Origin of the sequence: Streptomyces pyxinicus (assembly GCF_024753135.1) — a bacterium.
GTDB lineage: Bacteria > Actinomycetota > Actinomycetes > Streptomycetales > Streptomycetaceae > Streptomyces > Streptomyces pyxinicus.
In genome coordinates this window covers 313,509-332,999 of the sequence record NZ_JANUGP010000004.1, presented here as the reverse complement: position 1 = coordinate 332,999, position 19,491 = coordinate 313,509, and the positions used below count along the sequence as shown (strand labels likewise).

Annotated in this window: 18 protein-coding genes; 9 read left to right on the top strand and 9 right to left on the bottom strand. The window is 70.7% G+C overall.

Annotated features, from left to right (window positions below):
• Window positions 1-9: 9 nt before the first annotated feature.
• Window positions 10-1,494 (bottom strand): VCBS repeat-containing protein, encoded by a 1,485-nt coding sequence (locus NX794_RS08415; RefSeq protein ID WP_258777622.1) that lies wholly within the window; start codon window positions 1,492-1,494, stop codon window positions 10-12.
• Window positions 1,495-1,674: 180 nt separating this feature from the next.
• On the opposite strand from NX794_RS08415, the gene NX794_RS08410 reads away from it, so the two are divergent.
• Window positions 1,675-2,019: an antibiotic biosynthesis monooxygenase family protein gene (locus NX794_RS08410; RefSeq protein ID WP_258777621.1), complete on the top strand. Its 345-nt coding sequence runs from the start codon at window positions 1,675-1,677 to the stop codon at window positions 2,017-2,019.
• Window positions 2,020-2,061: 42 nt separating this feature from the next.
• Here NX794_RS08410 and NX794_RS08405 read toward each other — a convergent pair whose 3' ends face one another.
• The 3 genes from NX794_RS08405 to NX794_RS08395 all read right to left on the bottom strand — a co-directional run bounded on the left by NX794_RS08405 (window position 2,062) and on the right by NX794_RS08395 (window position 5,826).
• Complete coding sequence (locus NX794_RS08405) at window positions 2,062-2,979, bottom strand: RNA polymerase sigma-70 factor (protein ID WP_258777620.1); 918 nt, start codon at window positions 2,977-2,979, stop codon at window positions 2,062-2,064.
• A gap of 49 nt (window positions 2,980-3,028) precedes the next feature.
• Entirely contained in the window at window positions 3,029-3,412 is a 384-nt protein-coding gene (locus tag NX794_RS08400; protein ID WP_258777618.1) for a DoxX family protein, read from the bottom strand.
• Between the two features lie 146 nt (window positions 3,413-3,558).
• On the bottom strand, window positions 3,559-5,826 hold the full coding sequence (locus NX794_RS08395; protein ID WP_258777616.1) for a (Fe-S)-binding protein: 2,268 nt from the start codon (window positions 5,824-5,826) through the stop codon (window positions 3,559-3,561).
• A gap of 267 nt (window positions 5,827-6,093) precedes the next feature.
• Between NX794_RS08395 and NX794_RS08390 the strand changes: the two genes are divergently transcribed.
• The 7 genes from NX794_RS08390 (at window position 6,094) to NX794_RS08360 (ending at window position 14,310) form a co-directional block, all read left to right on the top strand.
• The gene (locus NX794_RS08390) at window positions 6,094-7,113 is read left to right on the top strand and encodes an MraY family glycosyltransferase (protein ID WP_258777615.1); all 1,020 of its coding nucleotides are present in this window, start codon (window positions 6,094-6,096) and stop codon (window positions 7,111-7,113) included.
• 94 nt (window positions 7,114-7,207) lie between these two features.
• The gene (gene dnaK, locus NX794_RS08385; protein ID WP_258777614.1) at window positions 7,208-9,055 is read left to right on the top strand and encodes a molecular chaperone DnaK; all 1,848 of its coding nucleotides are present in this window, start codon (window positions 7,208-7,210) and stop codon (window positions 9,053-9,055) included.
• Window positions 9,052-9,717 carry a nucleotide exchange factor GrpE gene (gene grpE, locus NX794_RS08380; RefSeq protein WP_258777613.1) on the top strand — a complete coding sequence of 222 codons (666 nt, stop codon included), beginning with the start codon at window positions 9,052-9,054 and terminating at the stop codon, window positions 9,715-9,717. Before dnaK ends, grpE begins: the two co-directional genes overlap by 4 nt.
• A gap of 39 nt (window positions 9,718-9,756) precedes the next feature.
• Window positions 9,757-10,941 (top strand): molecular chaperone DnaJ, encoded by a 1,185-nt coding sequence (dnaJ, locus tag NX794_RS08375; protein ID WP_258777612.1) that lies wholly within the window; start codon window positions 9,757-9,759, stop codon window positions 10,939-10,941.
• Window positions 10,942-10,946: 5 nt separating this feature from the next.
• Window positions 10,947-11,399, top strand: coding sequence for a heat shock protein transcriptional repressor HspR (locus NX794_RS08370; RefSeq protein WP_258777611.1), 453 nt, complete (start codon window positions 10,947-10,949; stop codon window positions 11,397-11,399).
• A gap of 435 nt (window positions 11,400-11,834) precedes the next feature.
• On the top strand, window positions 11,835-12,941 hold the full coding sequence (locus NX794_RS08365; protein WP_258777610.1) for a sugar ABC transporter substrate-binding protein: 1,107 nt from the start codon (window positions 11,835-11,837) through the stop codon (window positions 12,939-12,941).
• A gap of 337 nt (window positions 12,942-13,278) precedes the next feature.
• Window positions 13,279-14,310: a helix-turn-helix transcriptional regulator gene (locus tag NX794_RS08360; RefSeq protein ID WP_258777609.1), complete on the top strand. Its 1,032-nt coding sequence runs from the start codon at window positions 13,279-13,281 to the stop codon at window positions 14,308-14,310.
• On the opposite strand, the gene NX794_RS08355 is transcribed toward NX794_RS08360, so the two are convergent.
• From NX794_RS08355 to NX794_RS08340, 4 genes are read right to left on the bottom strand one after another with little or no spacing between them, the layout of a single operon-like run.
• Window positions 14,273-15,259, bottom strand: coding sequence for a helix-turn-helix transcriptional regulator (locus NX794_RS08355; RefSeq protein WP_258777608.1), 987 nt, complete (start codon window positions 15,257-15,259; stop codon window positions 14,273-14,275). The two genes, NX794_RS08360 and NX794_RS08355, sit on opposite strands and share 38 nt — an antisense overlap.
• Complete coding sequence (locus tag NX794_RS08350; RefSeq protein WP_258777607.1) at window positions 15,256-16,242, bottom strand: helix-turn-helix transcriptional regulator; 987 nt, start codon at window positions 16,240-16,242, stop codon at window positions 15,256-15,258. Before NX794_RS08350 ends, NX794_RS08355 begins: the two co-directional genes overlap by 4 nt.
• Complete coding sequence (locus NX794_RS08345; RefSeq protein ID WP_258777606.1) at window positions 16,239-17,267, bottom strand: helix-turn-helix transcriptional regulator; 1,029 nt, start codon at window positions 17,265-17,267, stop codon at window positions 16,239-16,241. Before NX794_RS08345 ends, NX794_RS08350 begins: the two co-directional genes overlap by 4 nt.
• Window position 17,268: 1 nt before the next feature.
• Window positions 17,269-18,279 (bottom strand): helix-turn-helix transcriptional regulator, encoded by a 1,011-nt coding sequence (locus NX794_RS08340; RefSeq protein WP_258777605.1) that lies wholly within the window; start codon window positions 18,277-18,279, stop codon window positions 17,269-17,271.
• A 297-nt stretch (window positions 18,280-18,576) separates the two neighbouring features.
• On the opposite strand from NX794_RS08340, the gene NX794_RS08335 reads away from it, so the two are divergent.
• Window positions 18,577-18,912, top strand: a complete 336-nt coding sequence (locus tag NX794_RS08335; RefSeq protein ID WP_258777604.1) for a Rieske (2Fe-2S) protein — start codon at window positions 18,577-18,579, stop codon at window positions 18,910-18,912.
• A gap of 145 nt (window positions 18,913-19,057) precedes the next feature.
• Here NX794_RS08335 and NX794_RS08330 read toward each other — a convergent pair whose 3' ends face one another.
• Window positions 19,058-19,471 (bottom strand): TIGR03618 family F420-dependent PPOX class oxidoreductase, encoded by a 414-nt coding sequence (locus tag NX794_RS08330; protein ID WP_258777603.1) that lies wholly within the window; start codon window positions 19,469-19,471, stop codon window positions 19,058-19,060.
• Between the last annotated feature and the right edge of the window lie 20 nt (window positions 19,472-19,491).

Sequence of the window (19,491 nt, the reverse complement as noted above, 5' to 3'; positions counted from 1 at the left end):
AGAACCGGGTCAGTCCGCGAAGACGGCGGTGAACCGGGGGGTGCCGGTCGTGGAGACGCCGACGGAGGACGGTCCGAAGGAGCGCGAGCCGGTCGTGGTGATCTTCGTACCGTCGGACGGCAGGTAGGTGACCGCGCCGTCGCTTGCGTTCTCGTACGAGCCGACCACCAGGTCGGCCTTGCCGTCGCCGGTCACGTCGTCCAGCTTGACCTCGGCGCCGAAGAAGTCGGACTTCTCGGCGGTGCCCGGGACGCCCGCGGTGTCCTCGGAGAAGGTCTGGGTGCCGGAGGCGGTGTTCACGCCGGACGCGGAGCCGTACAGGACGGTGACCGAGCCGGTGTCGACGGCGGAGCCGATGTCCTCCCGCGGGGTGCTGACGACGAGGTCCTGGTAGCCGTCCCCGTTGATGTCGCCGAGGTCCAGCTCGAAGCCGAAGGCGTCGCCCTTCTCGGAGGAGCCGGGCACGTTGCCGGTGTTCTGGGTGATGCCGGTGGTGGCGGCCGGGCCGGTGGCGGAGCCGTAGGTGATGTTCACCTTGCCGCCGGTGGCGGCGTCCGGGACGGTCGTGCCGTCGCTGGTCTTGGTGTCCCAGTCGGCGCCGCTGACGATGTCGCCGAAGCCGTCGTGGTTGATGTCCCCGACGGCGGTGATGATGCCGGGCTTCAGGGCCTTCGCGGAGGCGCCGCTCAGACCGCTGTTGGTGCCGGGCAGCCAGTAGTTGGTGTTCCAGCCGTACCGCGTCGAGGTCTCGTAGCCGTCCACGACGAGGTCGGTGCGGCCGTCGCCGTTGACGTCGCCGGCGGTGAGGTTGAGCGGGCCGTACGGGTAGTCGTCGGTGCCCGAGCGGATGGGCGGCTTGACGGTGGTACGGCTGCCGTAGGCCCCGGAGGTGGTGAAGCCGCCCTTGTACAGGTACAGGGTGCCGGCGGAGCTGCCGACGACCAGGTCGGCCTTGCCGTCGCCGTCGAAGTCGCCGGCGGCCAGGGCCCCGCCCCAGTAGTCGTGCGCGGAGACGGCCGGGTCGGAGACGGTGACGGCCTTGCCGGTCAGGCCGCTCCTGGAACCGAACAGGATGGCGACACCGCCGCCGTTGGTGTCGGTGCCGACCTTCTCGCCCGGGGAGCCGACGGCGAGGTCGTCGTAGCCGTCGCCGTTGAAGTCGGCGTAGGCCAGGTCGCCGCCGAACTGGTCCCCGGTCTCGGCGGTGCCGGGGACGCCGGAGGTGTTCTGGCTGAGCGTGCCGCGCTTGGCCGAGGTGACGCCGGTGGACTTGGCGCCGTACAGGACGACGACCTGGCCGGCGCTCTGGTGGCCGCCGACGTGGGCGGTGGGCGCGGCACTGGCCACGTCGCCGATGCCGTCACCGTTGAAGTCGGCCTTCGCCACCGCGGTGGAGTCGGCGGCGGTGGCGGGCGCGGTGGTGAAGGTGAGCAGGCCGCCCGTCAGCGCGGCCGCGGTGGCCGTCGCGAGGGCGAGACGCCTGTGCTTGTGCATGCGGGTTCTCCTGCGGCATGCGGGGGATGCCTGGCGGGCATCCACAGTCGATGGGGTGCGGACTGCCCGGGTTCGTCGCGTGTTGTACCGCGGTTCACCGGGCGGTCGGCGATCAAGAGACCCGCCGCGGGGGGTGAGGGTTGTACGTGGCTTCGGTGCGGGAGGGAGGAGGATGGGGCCATGAGCGTTGTGAAGATCAATGTGCTGACCGTTCCCGCCGAGCAGCGGGAGACGCTGGAGAAGCGGTTCGCCTCGCGGGCCCACACCGTGGAGAACTCCGACGGGTTCGAGTGGTTCGAGCTGCTGCGGCCCCTGGAGGGCACCGACCAGTACCTCGTGTACACGCGCTGGCGTGACGAGCAGTCCTTCCAGGCGTGGATGGAGGGGCCGATGAAGGCCGCGCACCAGGGCGGCTCTCCCGAGGGCGGCTCGCACGAGGGCGGGGAGCGGCCTCGTCCGGCCGCGACCGGCTCCACGCTGTGGTCCTTCGAGGTGGTGCAGCAGGCGGCGCCGAAGACCGCCTGAGCGACGAGCCGGCGGGACGGGGGAACGGCCCCGGCCCGTCCGTCACTCCCGGGGGCGGCGCCGGGCCTCGCGGTCGATCGCCCAGGCGTCCCCCACCGGGCCCAGGTGCCGGAGCTTGTCGGGGTTGACGACCAGGCGGACGGCCTGGATCCGGCCGTCCAGCACGTCGAGCGCCAGGGCTTTGAGCACCCTGCCGTCCCGGTCCCGGACGATCGCCCCCGGCGCGCCGTTGACCTCCCGCGGCTCCCAGGTCACGCCGAGCCGGGCCGTCCGGGAGAACGCGAGGTCGAGCAGCCGGGCCACGTGTTTGGCCCCGGCGACGGCCCGCGCCAGCCGCGGTGCCTTGCCGCCGCCGTCCCCGACCATCGACACGTCGGCGGCGAGCAGGCCCTGGAGGGCGGCCACGTCGCCCTCGCGCAGGGCGTCGAAGAAGCGGGACGACAGTTCCTCGCGCTCTCGGCGGTCCGCCGCGAAGCGGGGCCGGCCCTCGGACATGTGGCGCCGGGCGCGCAGCGCGAGCTGGCGGCAGGCCGGCTCCGAGCGGCTCACCGCCTCCGCGACCTCGGGGAAGCCGAAGTCGAACACCTCGCGCAGCACGAACACCGCGCGCTCCAGCGGGCTGAGCCGTTCGAGCAGCAGCAGGGCGGCCATCGACACCGAGTCGGCCAGTTCGGCGGCGCGCGCCGGGTCCTCGTAGGGGTCGGCGAGCAGCGGTTCGGGCAGCCAGGGCCCGGCGTACCGCTCGCGCCGCACGCGGGCCGAGCGCAGCACGTCGATCGCGAGCCGGGTCACCGTGGTGGAGAGGAACGCCTTGACCGACCGGGGCTCCGTCGTGGCGGCGGCGTAGCGCAGCCAGGTCTCCTGGACCGTGTCCTCGGCCTCGCCCACCTCGCCGAGGATCCGGTAGGCGAGGGAGAACAGCAGCGGTCGCAGTTCCTGGAACTCCTCTGTCCGGTTCATGGCGGCTCCCCCCGCGTGAGGTGGCTGGGTACGGCTGCGTGCGGTGCCGTCAGGCGGCGAAGGGCGCGGGGCCGAGGCGTCCCCAGGCGATGAACGCCGCGAGTGCCAGGTAGGCCAGGTTCAGCAGCACGAGGCCCCGCTCGCCGCGGCGGCCGTGCGTGATCATCGCACCGGCCATCAGGAGGGTCCAGCAGATCGCGGTCACCGGCACCAGAAAGGCCGCGATGCCGAGCGCGGCGGTGAGGACGAGGCCGGCCGCGGCGAGCAGTTCGAGCACGCCGAGCGACTTCACGAAGCCGGCGCCGACGTTCGCGGTCCAGCCGCCGCCGTGCACCGCGGCCAGCCGCTCCTTGGGTACGAACGTCTTGCTGACCCCACCGGTGAGGGCGACCGCCGCCAGCAGCCCGGTGGCGATCCACAGCGCCAGGTTCATGTTCCGCTCCACTCCCTGAGGACGAGTGCCTGTGCCCATGGGACGAGGCGGCCGGCCCCCGTGTGACACGCGCGTCGGAACCCGCACGTACGACGGCGCCCCCTGCCTGTGCGGGGCAGGGGGCGCCGAAGAGCGGGGAGCGGCGGTTACTTCACCGGTTCCGGCTCCGGCTCGGTCTCCGGCTCGGTCTCGCCGGCCGGGTCGAGCGGGGTCTTCACCGAGTCCAGCAGGAGCTGGGCGACGTCCACGACCTGGATGGATTCCTTGGCCTGACCGTCGTTTTTCTTGCCGTTGACGGAGTCGGTGAGCATGACGAGGCAGAACGGGCAGGCGGTGGAGACGATGTCGGGGTTGAGGGAGAGGGCCTCGTCGACGCGCTCGTTGTTGATGCGCTTGCCGATGCGCTCTTCCATCCACATCCGGGCGCCGCCGGCGCCGCAGCAGAAGCCGCGTTCCTTGTGGCGGTGCATCTCCTCGTTCCTGAGGCCCGGGACCTTGCCGATGATCTCGCGCGGGGGCGTGTAGATCTTGTTGTGGCGGCCCAGGTAGCAGGGGTCGTGGTAGGTGATGATGCCCTCGACCGGGGTGACGGGGACCAGCTTGCCCGCGTCGACCAGGTGCTGGAGCAGCTGGGTGTGGTGGATGACCTCGTAGTCGCCGCCGAGCTGGGGGTACTCGTTGCCGAGGGTGTTCAGGCAGTGCGGGCAGGTCGCGACGATCTTCTTGGCCGACTTCGGCTTCTTCGTGCTCTCGTCCTCGTCATCCTCGCCGAAGGCCATGTTCAGCGCGGCGACGTTCTCCATGCCGAGTTCCTGGAAGAGCGGTTCGTTGCCCAGGCGGCGGGCGGAGTCGCCGGTGCACTTCTCGTCGCCGCCCATGATGGCGAACGTGACGCCGGCGATGTGGAGGAGTTCCGCGAAGGCCTTGGTGGTCTTCTTCGCGCGGTCCTCCAGGGCGCCGGCGCAGCCCACCCAGTAGAGGTATTCGACCTCGGTGAGGTCCTCGATGTCCCTGCCGACGACGGGGACCTCGAAGTCGACCTCCTTCGTCCACTCCAGGCGCTGCTTCTTGGCCAGGCCCCAGGGATTGCCCTTCTTCTCCAGGTTCTTCAGCATCGTGCCGGCCTCGGAGGGGAACGCCGACTCGATCATGACCTGGTAGCGGCGCATGTCGACGATGTGGTCGACGTGCTCGATGTCGACCGGGCACTGCTCGACGCAGGCGCCGCAGGTGGTGCAGGACCACAGCACGTCCGGGTCGATGACGCCGTTCTCCTCGGCGGTGCCGATCAACGGGCGTTCGGCCTCGGCGAGGGCGGCGGCCGGGACGGTCTTCAGGGCCTCCTCGGACCCCTTCTCCTCGCCCTCCATGGTCTTGCCGCCGCCGGCCAGCAGGTACGGCGCCTTGGCGTGGGCGTGGTCGCGCAGGGACATGATCAGCAGCTTCGGCGACAGCGGCTTGCCGGTGTTCCAGGCCGGGCACTGCGACTGGCAGCGTCCGCACTCGGTGCAGGTGGAAAAGTCCAGCAGGCCCTTCCAGGAGAACTGCTCGACCTGCGAGACACCGAAGACGTCGTCCTCGCCGGGGTCGGTGAAGTCGATCGCCTTGCCGCCCGACGTCATCGGCAGCAGCCCGCCCAGCGCGGTCCCGCCGGCGGCGTCGCGCTTGAACCAGATGTTCGGGAAGGCCAGGAACCGGTGCCAGGCGACACCCATGTCCGTCTTCAGCGCCACCACGATCATCCAGATGAAGGAGGTCGCGATCTTCAGGCCGGCGAAGAAGTAGGTGAGGTTCTGGAGCGTGGAGACGTCCATGCCGCCGAACCACTTCACCACCGGGTACGAGATGAAGAAGGAGGCCTCGTAGCCGTCGACGTGGTGCTGGGCGCCCTCCAGGGCGTGCAGCGTGAAGATGCAGACGCCGACGATGAGGATGACGGTCTCGACGAAGTACGCCTGGCCGAAGTTGGAGCCGGCGAAGCGGGACTTGCGGCCCGCCTTGCCGGGCTTGCTCAGCTGGCGGATGCCGATCAGGACGAGGATGCCCAGGACCGTCATGGTGCCGATGAACTCGACGAACATGTTGTACGGCGCCCAGTCGCCGATGACCGGCAGGATCCAGTCGGCCTGGAAGAGCTGGCCGATGGCGTTGACGATCGTCAGCAGCAGCGAGAAGAAGCCGACCGCCACGAACCAGTGCGCGACGCCGACGACTCCCCAGCGGTTCATCCGGGTGTGGCCCAGGAACTCGCGCACCACGGTGACGGTGCGCTGGTACGGGTTGTCGGTGCGGGTCCCGGCCGGCACCGGCTGGCCCAGCCGCATGAACTTGTACAGCTCAAGGACGGCGCGGCCGAACAGTGCCACGCCGACCACGATCAGGACCAGCGACACGATGATCGCGGCGAGTTGCATTGACGCTCCTGGGGCGGCCTCGATGTGAACCGAGCGATATTACTAAGCGGTAACTTATGCAGTCCGTCTGAGACTACCCCCATCTTCCGTCGGGATGCAGCCGGACGCGGGGTGATATGGGTCGCTGAGGCACGCCTTCCCCGTCGTCCGTGATCCGGCCGGCGTTCCTCGTCCCGCCACTGCCGCCACTACTCCCGACGCGCCTCCTCAGGCAATCCGATCGTGTTATTCATCCCGATTTGCTACATAAGCCCCTACCTTAGAGCCGTGCTCTACGGGATCGCAGCCGCCACCGCCGCCCTGCTCCTCGCCGCCGTCCTCGCGGCGCTGCTCAGGGTGCCCGCGCTGCGGCTGGGCATCCTCGACCGGCGCCGGCAGCGGCCGTTGCCGGCGCTCGGCGGCCTCGCCGTCGTGATCGTCACCTGTCTGGTCGCCTGGGTGGGCGAATGGACCCGGGTCGCCCCCCTGGGGCAGGGAGTGGGGCGGCTGCTGGTCGCCGCCGCCGGGGTCGCCGCGCTGGGGCTGGTCGCCGACGTGTGGCGGCTGCGCGCGCGGGTGCTGGTCGCCGGTACGGCGGTGGCGGCGGCCTGCGTGGTGCCGTACGACGCTACGGGGGTGCCGGGCGGGCTGCTGGCGGTGGGCTGGATCGTGCTCGCCGCGCTGGCCTTCAAGGGGCTGGACCATGCCGACGGGCTGGCCGGGACGGTCGGGGTGGTGACCGCGTTCGGGGCGGCGGCCTGTGCCGCGGCGGAGGTGATGGACGGGCTCGCCGTGCTGCTGAGCGTGTTCGCCGCCGCCCTCACCGGCTTCCTGATGCACAACTGGCATCCCGCGCGCGTGGGCATGGGCGCCTGCGGATCGCTGTTCACCGGATTCCTGCTCGCCTCGTCGGTTGTCTTCACGCGCGCGGGGTACGCGATCGGACCGAGCGCGGCGGTGGTGTTCTGCCTGGGCGCGGTCGCCGCCGCCGACACGGTGCTCGTGGTGCTCGCCCGGGTGGTGGCCCGGCGCCCGCTGCTCAGGCGCGGCCCTGACCATCTCGGGCACCGGCTGCGGGGCCTCGGGCTGACCCCCCAGGCGTCCGTGGTGCTGCTCGGCGCCGGGGCCTTCTCGGCGGTGCTCGTGGGGGTGCTCGTGCACACCGGCTGGACGGGCGGCTCGGCAGCGCTCTGGGTGGCGGGCGGGGCGCTTTTCGTCGTCCTCGCGCTCTTCCGGATTCCGGTCCGGACCGCGCGGCGGCCGGCATCCACGCAGGTCACAGGCTCATTGCGTGTAAGGAACGGATAAGACTTGAGTCCTGTTGGCTCAGGTCTGTTGACCGGCGCCGTTCCGTCGTGCACACTTGAGCCTGTTGCACTCAAGTCAGCTGGAGGAATCAACCATGGCACGTGCGGTCGGCATCGACCTGGGCACGACTAACTCCGTCGTCAGCGTTCTGGAGGGCGGCGAGCCCACCGTCATCACCAACGCCGAGGGTGCCAGGACCACGCCGTCCGTCGTCGCCTTCGCGAAGAACGGTGAGGTGCTCGTCGGCGAGGTCGCCAAGCGCCAGGCGGTCACGAACGTGGACCGGACCATCCGCTCGGTGAAGCGTCACATGGGCACCGACTGGAAGATCCAGCTGGACGGGAAGGACTTCAACCCCCAGCAGATCTCCGCGTTCATCCTGCAGAAGCTGAAGCGGGACGCCGAGTCCTACCTGGGCGAGAAGGTGACCGACGCGGTCATCACCGTCCCGGCGTACTTCAACGACTCCGAGCGCCAGGCGACCAAGGAGGCCGGCGAGATCGCCGGTCTGAACGTCCTGCGCATCGTCAACGAGCCGACCGCGGCGGCGCTCGCGTACGGCCTCGACAAGGACGACCAGACGATCCTCGTCTTCGACCTCGGCGGCGGCACCTTCGACGTGTCCCTGCTGGAGATCGGCGACGGCGTCGTCGAGGTGAAGGCCACCAACGGCGACAACCACCTCGGTGGTGACGACTGGGACCAGCGCGTCGTCGACTACCTGGTCAAGCAGTTCCAGTCCGGTCACGGCGTGGACCTGTCCAAGGACAAGATGGCCCTGCAGCGCCTGCGCGAGGCCGCCGAGAAGGCCAAGATCGAGCTGTCCTCGTCCACCGAGACCTCGATCAACCTGCCGTACATCACGGCGTCCGCCGAGGGCCCGCTGCACCTGGACGAGAAGCTCACCCGCGCCCAGTTCCAGCAGCTGACCGCGGACCTGCTGGAGCGCTGCAAGACGCCGTTCCACAACGTGATCAAGGACGCCGGCATCCAGCTCGGCGAGATCGACCACGTCGTCCTCGTCGGCGGCTCCACGCGTATGCCCGCCGTCGCCGAGCTGGTCAAGGAGCTGACCGGCGGCAACGAGGCCAACAAGGGCGTCAACCCGGACGAGGTCGTCGCCATCGGCGCCGCGCTCCAGGCCGGTGTCCTCAAGGGCGAGGTCAAGGACGTCCTGCTGCTCGACGTCACCCCGCTGTCCCTCGGTATCGAGACCAAGGGCGGCATCATGACCAAGCTGATCGAGCGCAACACCACGATCCCGACCAAGCGGTCCGAGATCTTCACGACGGCCGAGGACAACCAGCCGTCCGTGCAGATCCAGGTCTACCAGGGCGAGCGCGAGATCGCGGCGTACAACAAGAAGCTCGGCATGTTCGAGCTGACCGGTCTGCCGCCGGCGCCGCGTGGCGTCCCGCAGATCGAGGTCGCCTTCGACATCGACGCCAACGGCATCATGCACGTCACGGCGAAGGACCTCGGCACCGGCAAGGAGCAGAAGATGACCGTCACCGGCGGCTCCTCGCTGCCGAAGGACGAGGTCGACCGGATGCGCCAGGAGGCCGAGAAGTACGCGGAGGAGGACCACGCCCGCCGCGAGGCCGCCGAGTCCCGCAACCAGGGCGAGCAGCTCGTCTACCAGACCGAGAAGTTCCTCAAGGACAACGAGGACAAGGTCCCCGGCGAGATCAAGACCGAGGTCGAAGGCGCGGTCGGCGAGCTGAAGGAAGCCCTCAAGGGCGAGGACACCGCCGAGATCCGCTCCGCCACGGAGAAGGTCGCGGCCGTCTCGCAGAAGCTGGGCCAGGCGATGTACGCCGACGCCCAGGGCGCGCAGGCCGCCGGCGGTGCCGGTGAGCCCGGTGCCGGCGAGGCCAAGGCCGACGACGACGTCGTGGACGCCGAGATCGTGGACGACGAGCGCAAGGACGGTGCCGCGTGACGGAGGAGACCCCGGGCTTCGAGGAGAAGCCCGACGTCCCCTCCGGCGCCGGCCCCGACGACGCCGAGCCGAAGGCCGCCGACCCCTCCGCGGAGGAGGCGGCGGCCCCGGCCGGGGACGCCAACGCAGACGCCGGTCTGGTCGCCCAGCTGGACCAGGTCCGCACCGCGCTCAACGAGCGCACGCTGGACCTCCAGCGGCTCCAGGCCGAGTACCAGAACTACCGCCGCCGGGTCGAGCGCGACCGGATCGCGGTCAAGGAGATCGCCGTCGCGAACCTCCTGACCGAGCTCCTGCCCGTGCTCGACGACATCGGCCGCGCGCGGGAACACGGCGAACTGGTGGGCGGGTTCAAGTCCGTCGCCGAGTCGCTGGAGACCGTCGCGGCCAAGATGGGCCTCCAGCAGTTCGGCAAGGAGGGCGAGCCCTTCGACCCGACGATCCACGAGGCCCTGATGCACTCCTACGCGCCGGACGTCACCGAGACGACCTGCGTGGCGATCCTGCAGCCCGGGTACCGCATCGGCGAGCGCACCATCCGCCCCGCGCGGGTGGCCGTCGCCGAACCGCAGCCCGGCGCGCAGACCGTCAAGGCCGAGGGCGCCGAGGAGAGCGGCCCGGCGGCCGACGACAAGGAGACCGGTGGCCCGGAAGAGGGCTGACGTGGTCACGGAGGACGCACGGGAGGAGGGACGTCGGGGATGAGCACCAAGGACTTCATCGAGAAGGACTACTACAAGGTCCTCGGCGTCCCCAAGGACGCCACCGAGGCCGAGATCAAGAAGGCGTACCGGAAGCTCGCCCGCGAGTTCCACCCGGACGCGAACAAGGGCAACACCAAGGCGGAGGAGCGCTTCAAGGAGATCTCCGAGGCCAACGACATCCTCGGCGACCCCAAGAAGCGCAAGGAGTACGACGAGGCGCGCGCCCTGTTCGGGAACGGCGGTTTCCGTCCCGGGCCGGGTGCCGCCGGCGGCTCCTTCAACTTCGACCTGGGCGACCTCTTCGGAGGAGGCGGCGGCGGAGGCGCCCAGAGCGGCGGCTTCGGCGGCGGCATAGGCGATGTCTTCGGGGGCCTGTTCAACCGCGGCGGCGCCGCCGGGGGCACCACCCGGACGCAGCCGCGGCGCGGGCAGGACGTCGACACCGAGGTCACCCTCAGCTTCACCGAGGCGATCGAGGGGGCGACGGTCCCGCTCAGGATGACGTCCCAGCAGCCCTGCAAGGCCTGTTCGGGCACCGGCGACAAGAACGGCACACCGCGCGTGTGCCCGACCTGCGTCGGTACCGGGCAGGTCGCCCGGGGCTCGGGCGGCGGCTTCTCGCTGACCGACCCGTGCCCCGACTGCAAGGGCCGCGGCCTGATCGCCGAGCACCCCTGCATGGAGTGCAACGGCAGTGGGCGCGCCAAGTCCTCGCGGACGATGCAGGTGCGCATCCCGGCGGGCGTCACCGACGGGCAGCGCATCCGGCTGCGCGGCAAGGGCGCGCCCGGCGAGAGGGGCGGACCGGCGGGCGACCTGTACGTGGTCGTGCACGTCGGCGAGCACCCGGTGTTCGGGCGCAAGGGCGACAACCTGACCGTCACCGTGCCGGTGACGTACACCGAGGCCGCGCTCGGCGGCGAGGTCCGGGTGCCGACCCTGGGCGGCCCCGCCGTCACCCTGAAACTGCCCCCCGGCACGCCGAACGGCCGTACGATGCGGGCGCGGGGCAAGGGCGCGGTCCGCAAGGACGGCACCCGCGGCGACCTGTTGGTCACCGTCGAGGTGAGTGTCCCCCAGGACCTGTCGGGGAAGGCTCGTGAGGCGCTGGAGGCGTATCGCGAGGCGACCGTGGACGAGGATCCGCGGGCCGAGCTGTTCGAGGCCGCGAAGGGAGCCTGAGAGTGATGGACGGCCGTCGACGTAATCCGTATGAACTGACCGAGGAGACCCCGGTCTACGTCATCTCGGTGGCGGCCCAGCTGTCCGGACTCCACCCGCAGACGCTGCGCCAGTACGACCGCCTGGGCCTGGTGTCCCCGGACCGCACCGCCGGCCGGGGCCGCCGCTACTCGGCCCGTGACATCGAACTGCTCCGCCAGGTGCAGCAGTTGTCGCAGGACGAGGGCATCAACCTGGCCGGCATCAAGCGGATCATCGAACTGGAGAACCAGGTCGTCGCCCTCCAGTCCCGCCTCGCGGAGATGGAGGCGGCCCTGGACGGCGCCGCGGCGGCGATGCGGCAGCGCGAGGCCGCCGTACACGCTTCCTACCGCCGCGACCTGGTGCCGTACCAGGAGGTCCAGCAGACCAGCGCGCTGGTGGTGTGGCGCCCCAAGCGGCAGCAGCAGAAGGACTGAGCCCGCGCCGCGCAGGGCCCGTCCGCCGAGCGGAACGAACGAGGCCGAGGGCCCGTGGGCGACAGCGCCCGCGGGCCCTTCGCCGTGCCCGGCCCCCGGCCCCGCTCACCGCGTATGCCGGCTTCGTTGGCCGAGTTCATTCGCTCCTCTGATCGATTCGAGGTCCGGTCGGTGCCCCTAGGCGAGCGGGGTGTGCAGGTTGCGCGCCAGGTTGCCCCGTTCTTTGCCGAATCGTGAACTCCCTTTGTATGGGGGGTCCGTAAAGGGGTGATGAAGGAGGTTCCGCGAAGTCTTCACAGGGACGGCCGAGCGTGGTGTTGCGGACTCGTTAAGTGATTCCGCTTGACGCCGGGTACGGGCTCCGCGTTGTCTTTTCAGACACCTGGGTCGTATAGCAGCACCCACGTCCGGAACGCACCTGAAGTGAGCCCCCGAATGCGTCGTATCGCCCTATCCGTGGCCGCGTCCACGATGACCCTCTCGCTCGCCGGCTGCGGCGTGCTGAACGCGACAGGGGACGGCGCGAGCGCGAGTCCGACCAAGGGCGACGACATCACGGTGGGCCTGCTGCTGCCGGAGAAGGCCAACACCCGCTACGACAAGTTCGACTATCCCATCATCCGGGACAAGGTGGCCGAACTCACCGGCAAGCAGGGCAAGGTGAAGTACGCCAACGCCGACGCGAACGCCGACCGGCAGGCCCAGCAGCTCCAGGCCATGGTCGACGACAAGGTGGACGTCATCCTGCTCGACGCGGTCGACGCGCACGCCGTCGCCGCCGGGGTGAAGAAGGCCAAGGACGCGGGCATCCCGGTCATCGCCTACGACCGGCTCGCCGAGGGCCCGATCGACGCCTACGTCTCCTTCGACAACGAACTGGTCGGCGAGGTGCAGGCCCGCTCCCTGCTGGCGGCCCTGGGCTCGGGCGTCAGCACCTCCGACAAGGTCGTCATGATGAACGGCTCGCCCACCGACCCGAACGCCAAGCAGTTCAAGCAGGGCGCGCTGTCCGAGCTGAACGGCAAGGTGGACATCGCGGCGTCCTACGACACCAAGGACTGGAAGCCGGAGAACGCCGAGGCCAACATGGCCGAGGCCATCGCGCGGATCGGCAAGGGCAACATCGCCGGCGTCTACGCGGCCAACGACGGCATGGCGGGCGGCGTCATCAAGGCCCTCAAGGCGGCCGGCGTCACCGACCTGCCGCCCGTCACCGGCCAGGACGCCGAACTGGACGCGGTGCAGCGGGTGGTGGCCGGCGACCAGTACATGAGCGTCTACAAGCCCTACCCGGACGAGGCCGAGGCCGCGGCGCAGATGGCCGTCACCAAGCTGCAGGGCAAGGACATCCAGTTCGACGCCCTCACCCAGGACAAGGTCGACAGCCCCACCACCAAGGACATCCCGTCCAAGCTGGTCCAGGTGAGCGCGCTCACCCGGGACAGCATCAAGGACACCGTGATCTCCGACGGCATCTACAAGGCCGACGACATCTGCACGGCCAAGTACAAGGCGGCCTGCGCGTCCATCGGCCTGAAGTGACCCCGAGCCGCCCCTGAGGCGGTACCCGCGGGGGCTTCCGCCGGCACCGCGCCACCCCCGTCGGCGCGGTGCCGCGGCCCCGGCGGGCGGGGGGTGCCCGACCGGGACCGCGCCGGGCGCCGGTGGGGCGCCCGGGGGAAGCGGGACCAACGATGCCCCGGTGAACTGCCCGCCACCACCATCATCTTGTTGCAATGCGAGGGGCGGGGCCTGGTGGATACCCGGGCGAACTGGCACTTCTCGGCGGTGGTGGTGGGCGGAGCCGTGTTGCGGACCCGGTCGGCGCCGCGCATAGTTGCGCTGCGGAAGTGGCAGCACACCGGGGGTGGAATGGGCGATGGCCGGGCACGGGGCCAAGGAGCATCCTCACGGTGCCGACCGGCTGTGTGAGGCCGGGGACCGGGTGTACTCCCGTGCCGTCCGCCGGGGCCGGGTGGCGCGCACGGACGCGGAGCCGGTGCCCTGCCTGCTGGAACTGGCCCTGCTGCACCCGGATCCGGACGACATGGAGTGGCTGGTGCCGACCTCCCCGCAGGAGGTCATGACCCGGCTGCTGCGCGGGGTGTACGACGAGGTCAGCGAGAGCCAGCGCCGGATGGGCTCGGCGGTGGCCGCGTTCGAGTGGTACGCGGGCCTGGGCCGGCAGCTCAACACGCTCGCGGCACCGGCCGAGGGCAGCGCGATCCGGGTGCTGGACGGACTCTCCCGTATCCAGGCCGCGATGGACGAGGCGACCGAGGCGTGCACGACCGAGGTGCTCACCGTGCAGCCGGGCGGCATCCGACGGGAGGCCGAGCTGACCGAGGGCCTGCACCGGGCGCTGGAGCTGCGCGGGCGGGGCGTGCGGATGCGGGACCTGTACACGCACGTGGCGCGGCACGGCCAGGGGCTGCTCAACTACCTGGAGCTGATGGGCGACGCGGTGGAGGCCCGCACCCTGGACGAGGTCATCGACCGGCTGATCCTCTTCGACCGCACGGTGGCGTTCATCCCGGCCAACTCCGACCGCACCCTCGCCCTGGAGCTACGCCACCCGGCGCTGGTGGAGTACCTGGTGACGGTCTTCGAACGCCTCTGGCGCCTCGCGATCCCGCTGACCGCGCCGCTGCCCGACACCGGCATCGAGGGCATCTCGCACCGCGAGCAGTCCATCGCCGCGCTGCTCGCCGAGGGCCACCAGGACGCGGTCATCGCCGAACGCCTCGGCATCAGCGTCCGCACCTGCCGCGCCCACATCGCCCGCCTCTCGGAGACCCTGGGCGCGGCGAGCCGTACCCAACTCGGCGTCCGCATCGCCCAGGTGGGCCTGGACGGCAGCCGCTCCGGCGCCCTCACCGTCCCTGATCAAGGATCCCCGACCGTCCTATGAGATACCCGAGCTGAGCCCGGCTCTCACTGCCGAGCGCGGCGGCGAGCTTGGCGATGTGGAGCCTGGCGGTACGGATGTTCATCCCGAGCCGTTCCGCTATGGCGGCGTCCGTGTGGCCTTCCACGAGGAGGGCGGCGATGGCCTGCTGGCGGGGGGTGACGCCGTCGACGGACGGTTTCCGGACGGCCTGGGCCTTCGGGTACATCGGCGTGGCCAGCCGCCACAGCCGGTCGAAGACCTTCATCAGATAGCTCACCAGCGGCGGGTGGCGCACCTCCACGGCCAGGCTGCGGTCGGTGTTGGCCGGGATGAAGGCGACCGCCCGGTCCACGACGAGGAGCCGCTCGGGCAGTTCGTCCAGTGAGCGGGCCTCCACATCACCCCGCAGGATCTCGTAGCGGGCGTGGAGCAGGGGGGCGTGCCGCTGGGTGTGCTGGTACAGGGTGCGGATACGGGCGCCCCGGTCGAGCAGCGCCTGGTCCCGCTCCAGGGCGATGACCCGTGCCGTGCGGCCGCCCTCCTGGTAGAGGTTGGTGGTCGGCTGCATGGCGAGCAGTTCGACGGTCGCCTCCCGCATCGCCTCCCCGATGGCCTCGTTGATGCGGGGGAGCCCGCTGAGGATGCGCAGGCCCGGCACGGCGTCGGGCGTGGTGGGCTGGCTCTCGCCGCGCAACAGCGGTTCGAAGAGTTCCACCAGCTTCTCCTCGCGCCGGTGTTCCTCGGCGGCCCGGGCCCGGGCGCCGCGCAGGAGGCGGTGCAGCGCGACCTCGGGAGCGACGGGCTCCAGCCGGGTGAGATCGTCGAGGGCGGGCTGCACAAGCCCGAAGTCGGTCAGGCACGGGGCGCCTTCGGCCTCGGCGGCGCTGATGTGGCCTTGCTTGAGGGCGAGTTCGTACAGTGCCACGCCCTCGGCGCAGAGGTCCTCGACACCGTGCGCACGGTGACTCATCGGTCGGCGGCCTCCTGGTCGAGAATCCCCGAACGCGCGATGAGATACCCGAGCTGGGCCCGGCTCTCGCTGCCGAGGGTGGTGGCGAGCTTGGAGATGTGCAGACGGGTGGTGCGGACGTTCATCCCGAGCCGCTCCGCTATGGCGGCGTCCGTGTGGCCTTCCACGAGGAGGGTGGCGATGGCCCGCTGACGGGGGGTGACGCCGCCGGAGGAACGCGGCTGGACCGCCCGCGGGTACATGGGCGTGGCCAGCTGCCAGAGCCGTTCGAAGGCGGTGCGGAAGAATCCGACGAGCGCCGGGTGGCGCACCTCCAGGGCGAGCCGCTGGTCGTCGCCGGCCGGGACGAAGGCGACCGCCGCGTCCACGATGATGTGCCGGTCCGGCAGTTCGTCCAGGGTACGGGCCTCCGCGCGGCCGCGTAGCTGTTCGTAGCGGGCGTCGATGAGCGGCATGTGGCGCTGGGTGTGCTGGTAGAGGGTGCGGATGCGGCATCCTCGGTCGAGGAGGGCCTGGTCGCGGTCCATCGCCATGTCCTGTGTCGTCAGACCGCGTTCGTCGTGGTAGTGCACGTGGGGCTGGATGGACCACAGCTCGTGGGCCGCCGTCGCCATGGCGTCGCTGATCGCCTCGTTGATGGCGTCGGTGCCGCTGAGCAGCCGCAGGGTGGGGGTGTCGGCCGGTTCGGGAGGAGGCGTGCCGCGCAGCAGGGGCTCGAACAGCTCCAGCAGGCGCTCCTCGCGGCGGCGTGTTTCGTGGATGCGGTCCTGGGAGGCGCTCAGGAAGCGGTCCAGTACAGCGGCGGGGGTGGCCGGTTCCAGTCGGCCGAGGTCGTCCACCGCCGGGTGCAGCAGCCCCAGCGAGGTCAGGCAGGGGGCCTCGGCGGCCTCGGCGGCGGTCAGCCGGCCCTCGCGCAGGGCACGCTCGTACAGCGTCTTCCCGGCGGGGCACAATGCGTCGGCGCCGTGCTCGTGATGCTTCACTCGACCGTCCCCTCCTGCCGGTCGAGTACCCCCGAACGCGCGAGGAGATAGCCCAGCTGGGTCCGGCTCTCGCTGCCGAAGGTGGCGGCCAGCCTGGCGATGTGCAGTCGGGCGGTGCGGACGTTCATGCCGAGGCGGTCGGCGATGACGGCGTCCGTGTGGCCTTCGACGAGAAGGGCGGCGATGGCCCGCTCCCGCGCGGTGACGTCCGCCGCCGCGGGCCACCGGACGCTCCGCGGGAACATGGGCGCGGCCAGCCGCCACAGCCGGTCGAAGGTGCTCGCGAAGTAGGCGAGCAGGGCGGGGTGCCGTACCTCCAGGGCAAGGGTGCCGTCGGTGGCCGCCGGGACGAAGGCGACGGTGTGGTCGACGGCGACCAGCCGGTCGGTGACCTCGTCCAAGCCGCGCGCCTCGATGTCACCGCTGAGTTGCTCGTAGTGGGCGGCGACGGCGGACACCTGGCGATGGGTGTGCCGGTGCAGGGCGCGGATGCGGCCACCGCGGTCCAGGAACGCCTGGTCACGCGGTACGGCAACACCGTACGAGGCGTGATCCTCGTGGTGCGGCCGGACACACCACACCTCTTGGCGGGCCGCGCTGATGGCCTCCGTGACGGCCTCGTCGATCCGTGCGGTGCCGTGGAGCACGCGCAGGGCCGGCGTGTCCGTGCCGTTGCCGGTGAGCCGGCCGTCGATCCGCAGGAACGGTTCGAACGCGTCCGCCAGCCGGGCCCCGCGGCGGCGTTCGTCGGCGATGCGGTCGGTGGTCGAGCGGAGCAGCCGGTGCAGGGCCACGGAGGCCGGTACGGGCTCCAGCCGCCCGGGGTTCTCCGCGTGGGGCCGAAGCAGCCCCAGGGCCGGCAGACAGGGAGCGTCGGCGGCGTCGGCGGCGTCGACCTGCCCTTCGCGCAGTGCGCGTGCGTACAGCTCCCGGCCCGCCGCGCACAGTTCCTCGGCACCGTGCCGGGCATGGGACGTCCGGCGCGTGTCGGCGTCCTGGCCCGTCGATCCGTGCGAGACGCTCACGTCAGTGGTCCCGGTCCAGCATGCCGGACTGGGCGATGAGATAGCCCAGCTGCGCGCGGCTGCCGCTCCCGAGGGCCTGGGCGAGCTTGGCGATGTGGGCGCGGCAGGTACGGACGTTCATGCCGAGCCGGCGGGCTATGGCCTCGTCGACATGGCCTTCGACCAGGAGCTTGGCGATGGAATGCTGGATCTCGGTGATGCCGTCGGGGGCGGTCTCGTAAGGGGTTCCGGCGCTCAGTGGCACGGCACGGTCCCACATGAACTCGAAGACCTTGATCAGGTAACTGACGAGGCCGGGATGGCGAAGCTCCAGCGCGACCTGGCGGTCGTCGCGTATGGGGATGAACGCGACCGTCTCGTCGCAGATGATGAGACGCTCGACCAGTTCGTCGATGGTGCGGTACTCCGCCTTGCCGTTGGCGAACTGGTCCACGTAGGCGAGTCGCTCGGGACTGTAGCGGGCCGTGTGCTGGTACAAGGTGCGGATGCGTACACCGCGTTCGACCAGCGTCCTGTCGCGCTCCAGGCCCTCGATGACCCTGCGCTCCGGGTGACGGGCGCTGGGCTGCACCGTCAGCATCTCGTTGCGGCACTGCTCGGTCGCGAGATCGAGCGCCGCGTTGATGCGGTCGAGCCCTTCGAGCACGGTGATGGAGTGTGTCGGAGAGACTCCCTGCGCGCTCAGGGCCAGGAACGGTTCGAAGATTTCGGCCAGCTCCACCGAGGCACGGCGGCGCTCGGAGATCTCGCGTTCCAGGGGGCTGAGACGCTGTGCCAGGGCCACCGTCGGGGGAACCGGACGCAGCCAGCCGACGTCGTCGGGGTCGGGGTGGAGGAGGGCGAACTCCATGAGGCAGGGAGCGGTCTCCGCGTCGGCGCGGGCGATCCGTCCCGTACGCAGCGCATTGGCGTAGAGACGCCTTCCTTCCTCACAGAGGTCGGTGATGGCGTGGGGATGTGTCCGCTTCGCTGGATTTGTCGTCAAATCTCCACCCCCCAGGGTCCTGAACATGCAGGAACATGATGCACTGATTGTGTGGTCATGACGTGCCTGAATGAGCCATCGTCTTATCCGACGGGGGAAGAGGGGACCTTCAAGTGAGGACGAAGCCGACTATGCGTAAGAGAATGCTTCGCTCGGTGCTTGTCGCCGCCTTCTCCGCCGTTGTGGCCTTCGGAACTCTGAACGGCCTCTCCACCGGGAAGGGCGATACACGAGCCGACAGCGTGTGGTCAGTGGTGGGGGCGAGTGACGGGTCGATCCAGGCCGTTGCCGAGGCCGCCCCGAGCGACAGCGTTTGGTCCTGACATGACGACGCCACCCGACGACCGCAGCTTCCGCCGTGAGATGGCCACCGCCTACCGTTCCGGCTGGCACTTCATCGATCTGGTCACCGCCATCCCCCACAGCGGTGACTCGTTGATGGTGACGGTGTTCGGTGAGCCGGTCGTCGTCACGCGGGACGAGGACGGCGACGTACGGGCCTTCCGGTGTCTGCGCAAGCCGCGTGGTGCGCCGCAGCCCGTGCGCTGTGCCATCCGGTACGGAATGATCTTTGTGAACCTGGACCAGCGGGATCACCGGCTTGCCGAGCCGGCGGACCCCGACCTCAGTACCATCTCGGCCACCCCCCGCAGTGCCTGACGCGATTCCCCCGTCGTAACAGATCGCTCAGGCGCTTCCCCCCGCAGCGGCGTCACCGTGACCTGAACACGGTGACGCCGCTGCAGTTTGTGGCGACATTTCGGGGAATGGGCACGCTTTCACGCTGGCTGAAAACCGACGCAGGTCAGCCCCGCCCGAGCGCCCGTTCCAGGGCGATCTCGATGACCACGCGGGTGGGATTCGGCCGCGGCGGGTGTCCGTAGCGCTCGGCGTAGCGCCGCTCCGCCTCCGTCACCCGGTCCGGCTCCGCGGACACCCGCGCCCGCCCCTCCAGGGTCGCCCAGCGGCGCCCGTCCACCTGGCACACGGCGACCCGCGCGCCCCCGGCGCCGGCCGCGCGGACGTGGGCCACCTTCCGGCTGCCCCCGTCGGCGATGACCCGCGCCAGGCGGGCCTCGGGGTCGTACGTCACCCCGACCGGCACCACGTGCGGGCTGCCGTCGGGGCGGATGGTCGTCAGCGTGCACAGGTGCCGCTCGCGCCAGAAGTCCAGGTATGCCGCATCCGGGGAACCCGGGTTCACGGAGTGTGCCGTCATGGCGTCGAACTTAGGCCGTC

Coding starts and splice junctions, on each gene's coding strand:
- NX794_RS08400 (WP_258777618.1), bottom strand. CDS start 3,412: ATGAACCTGGCGCTGTGGATCGCCACCGGGCTGCTGGCGGCGGTCGCC.
- NX794_RS08410 (WP_258777621.1), top strand. CDS start 1,675: ATGAGCGTTGTGAAGATCAATGTGCTGACCGTTCCCGCCGAGCAGCGG.
- NX794_RS08370 (WP_258777611.1), top strand. CDS start 10,947: ATGGACGGCCGTCGACGTAATCCGTATGAACTGACCGAGGAGACCCCG.
- dnaK (WP_258777614.1), top strand. CDS start 7,208: ATGGCACGTGCGGTCGGCATCGACCTGGGCACGACTAACTCCGTCGTC.
- NX794_RS08395 (WP_258777616.1), bottom strand. CDS start 5,826: ATGCAACTCGCCGCGATCATCGTGTCGCTGGTCCTGATCGTGGTCGGC.
- NX794_RS08355 (WP_258777608.1), bottom strand. CDS start 15,259: ATGAGTCACCGTGCGCACGGTGTCGAGGACCTCTGCGCCGAGGGCGTG.
- NX794_RS08335 (WP_258777604.1), top strand. CDS start 18,577: ATGACGACGCCACCCGACGACCGCAGCTTCCGCCGTGAGATGGCCACC.
- dnaJ (WP_258777612.1), top strand. CDS start 9,757: ATGAGCACCAAGGACTTCATCGAGAAGGACTACTACAAGGTCCTCGGC.
- NX794_RS08340 (WP_258777605.1), bottom strand. CDS start 18,279: ATGTTCAGGACCCTGGGGGGTGGAGATTTGACGACAAATCCAGCGAAG.
- NX794_RS08415 (WP_258777622.1), bottom strand. CDS start 1,494: ATGCACAAGCACAGGCGTCTCGCCCTCGCGACGGCCACCGCGGCCGCG.
- NX794_RS08360 (WP_258777609.1), top strand. CDS start 13,279: ATGGCCGGGCACGGGGCCAAGGAGCATCCTCACGGTGCCGACCGGCTG.
- NX794_RS08365 (WP_258777610.1), top strand. CDS start 11,835: ATGCGTCGTATCGCCCTATCCGTGGCCGCGTCCACGATGACCCTCTCG.
- NX794_RS08405 (WP_258777620.1), bottom strand. CDS start 2,979: ATGAACCGGACAGAGGAGTTCCAGGAACTGCGACCGCTGCTGTTCTCC.
- NX794_RS08330 (WP_258777603.1), bottom strand. CDS start 19,471: ATGACGGCACACTCCGTGAACCCGGGTTCCCCGGATGCGGCATACCTG.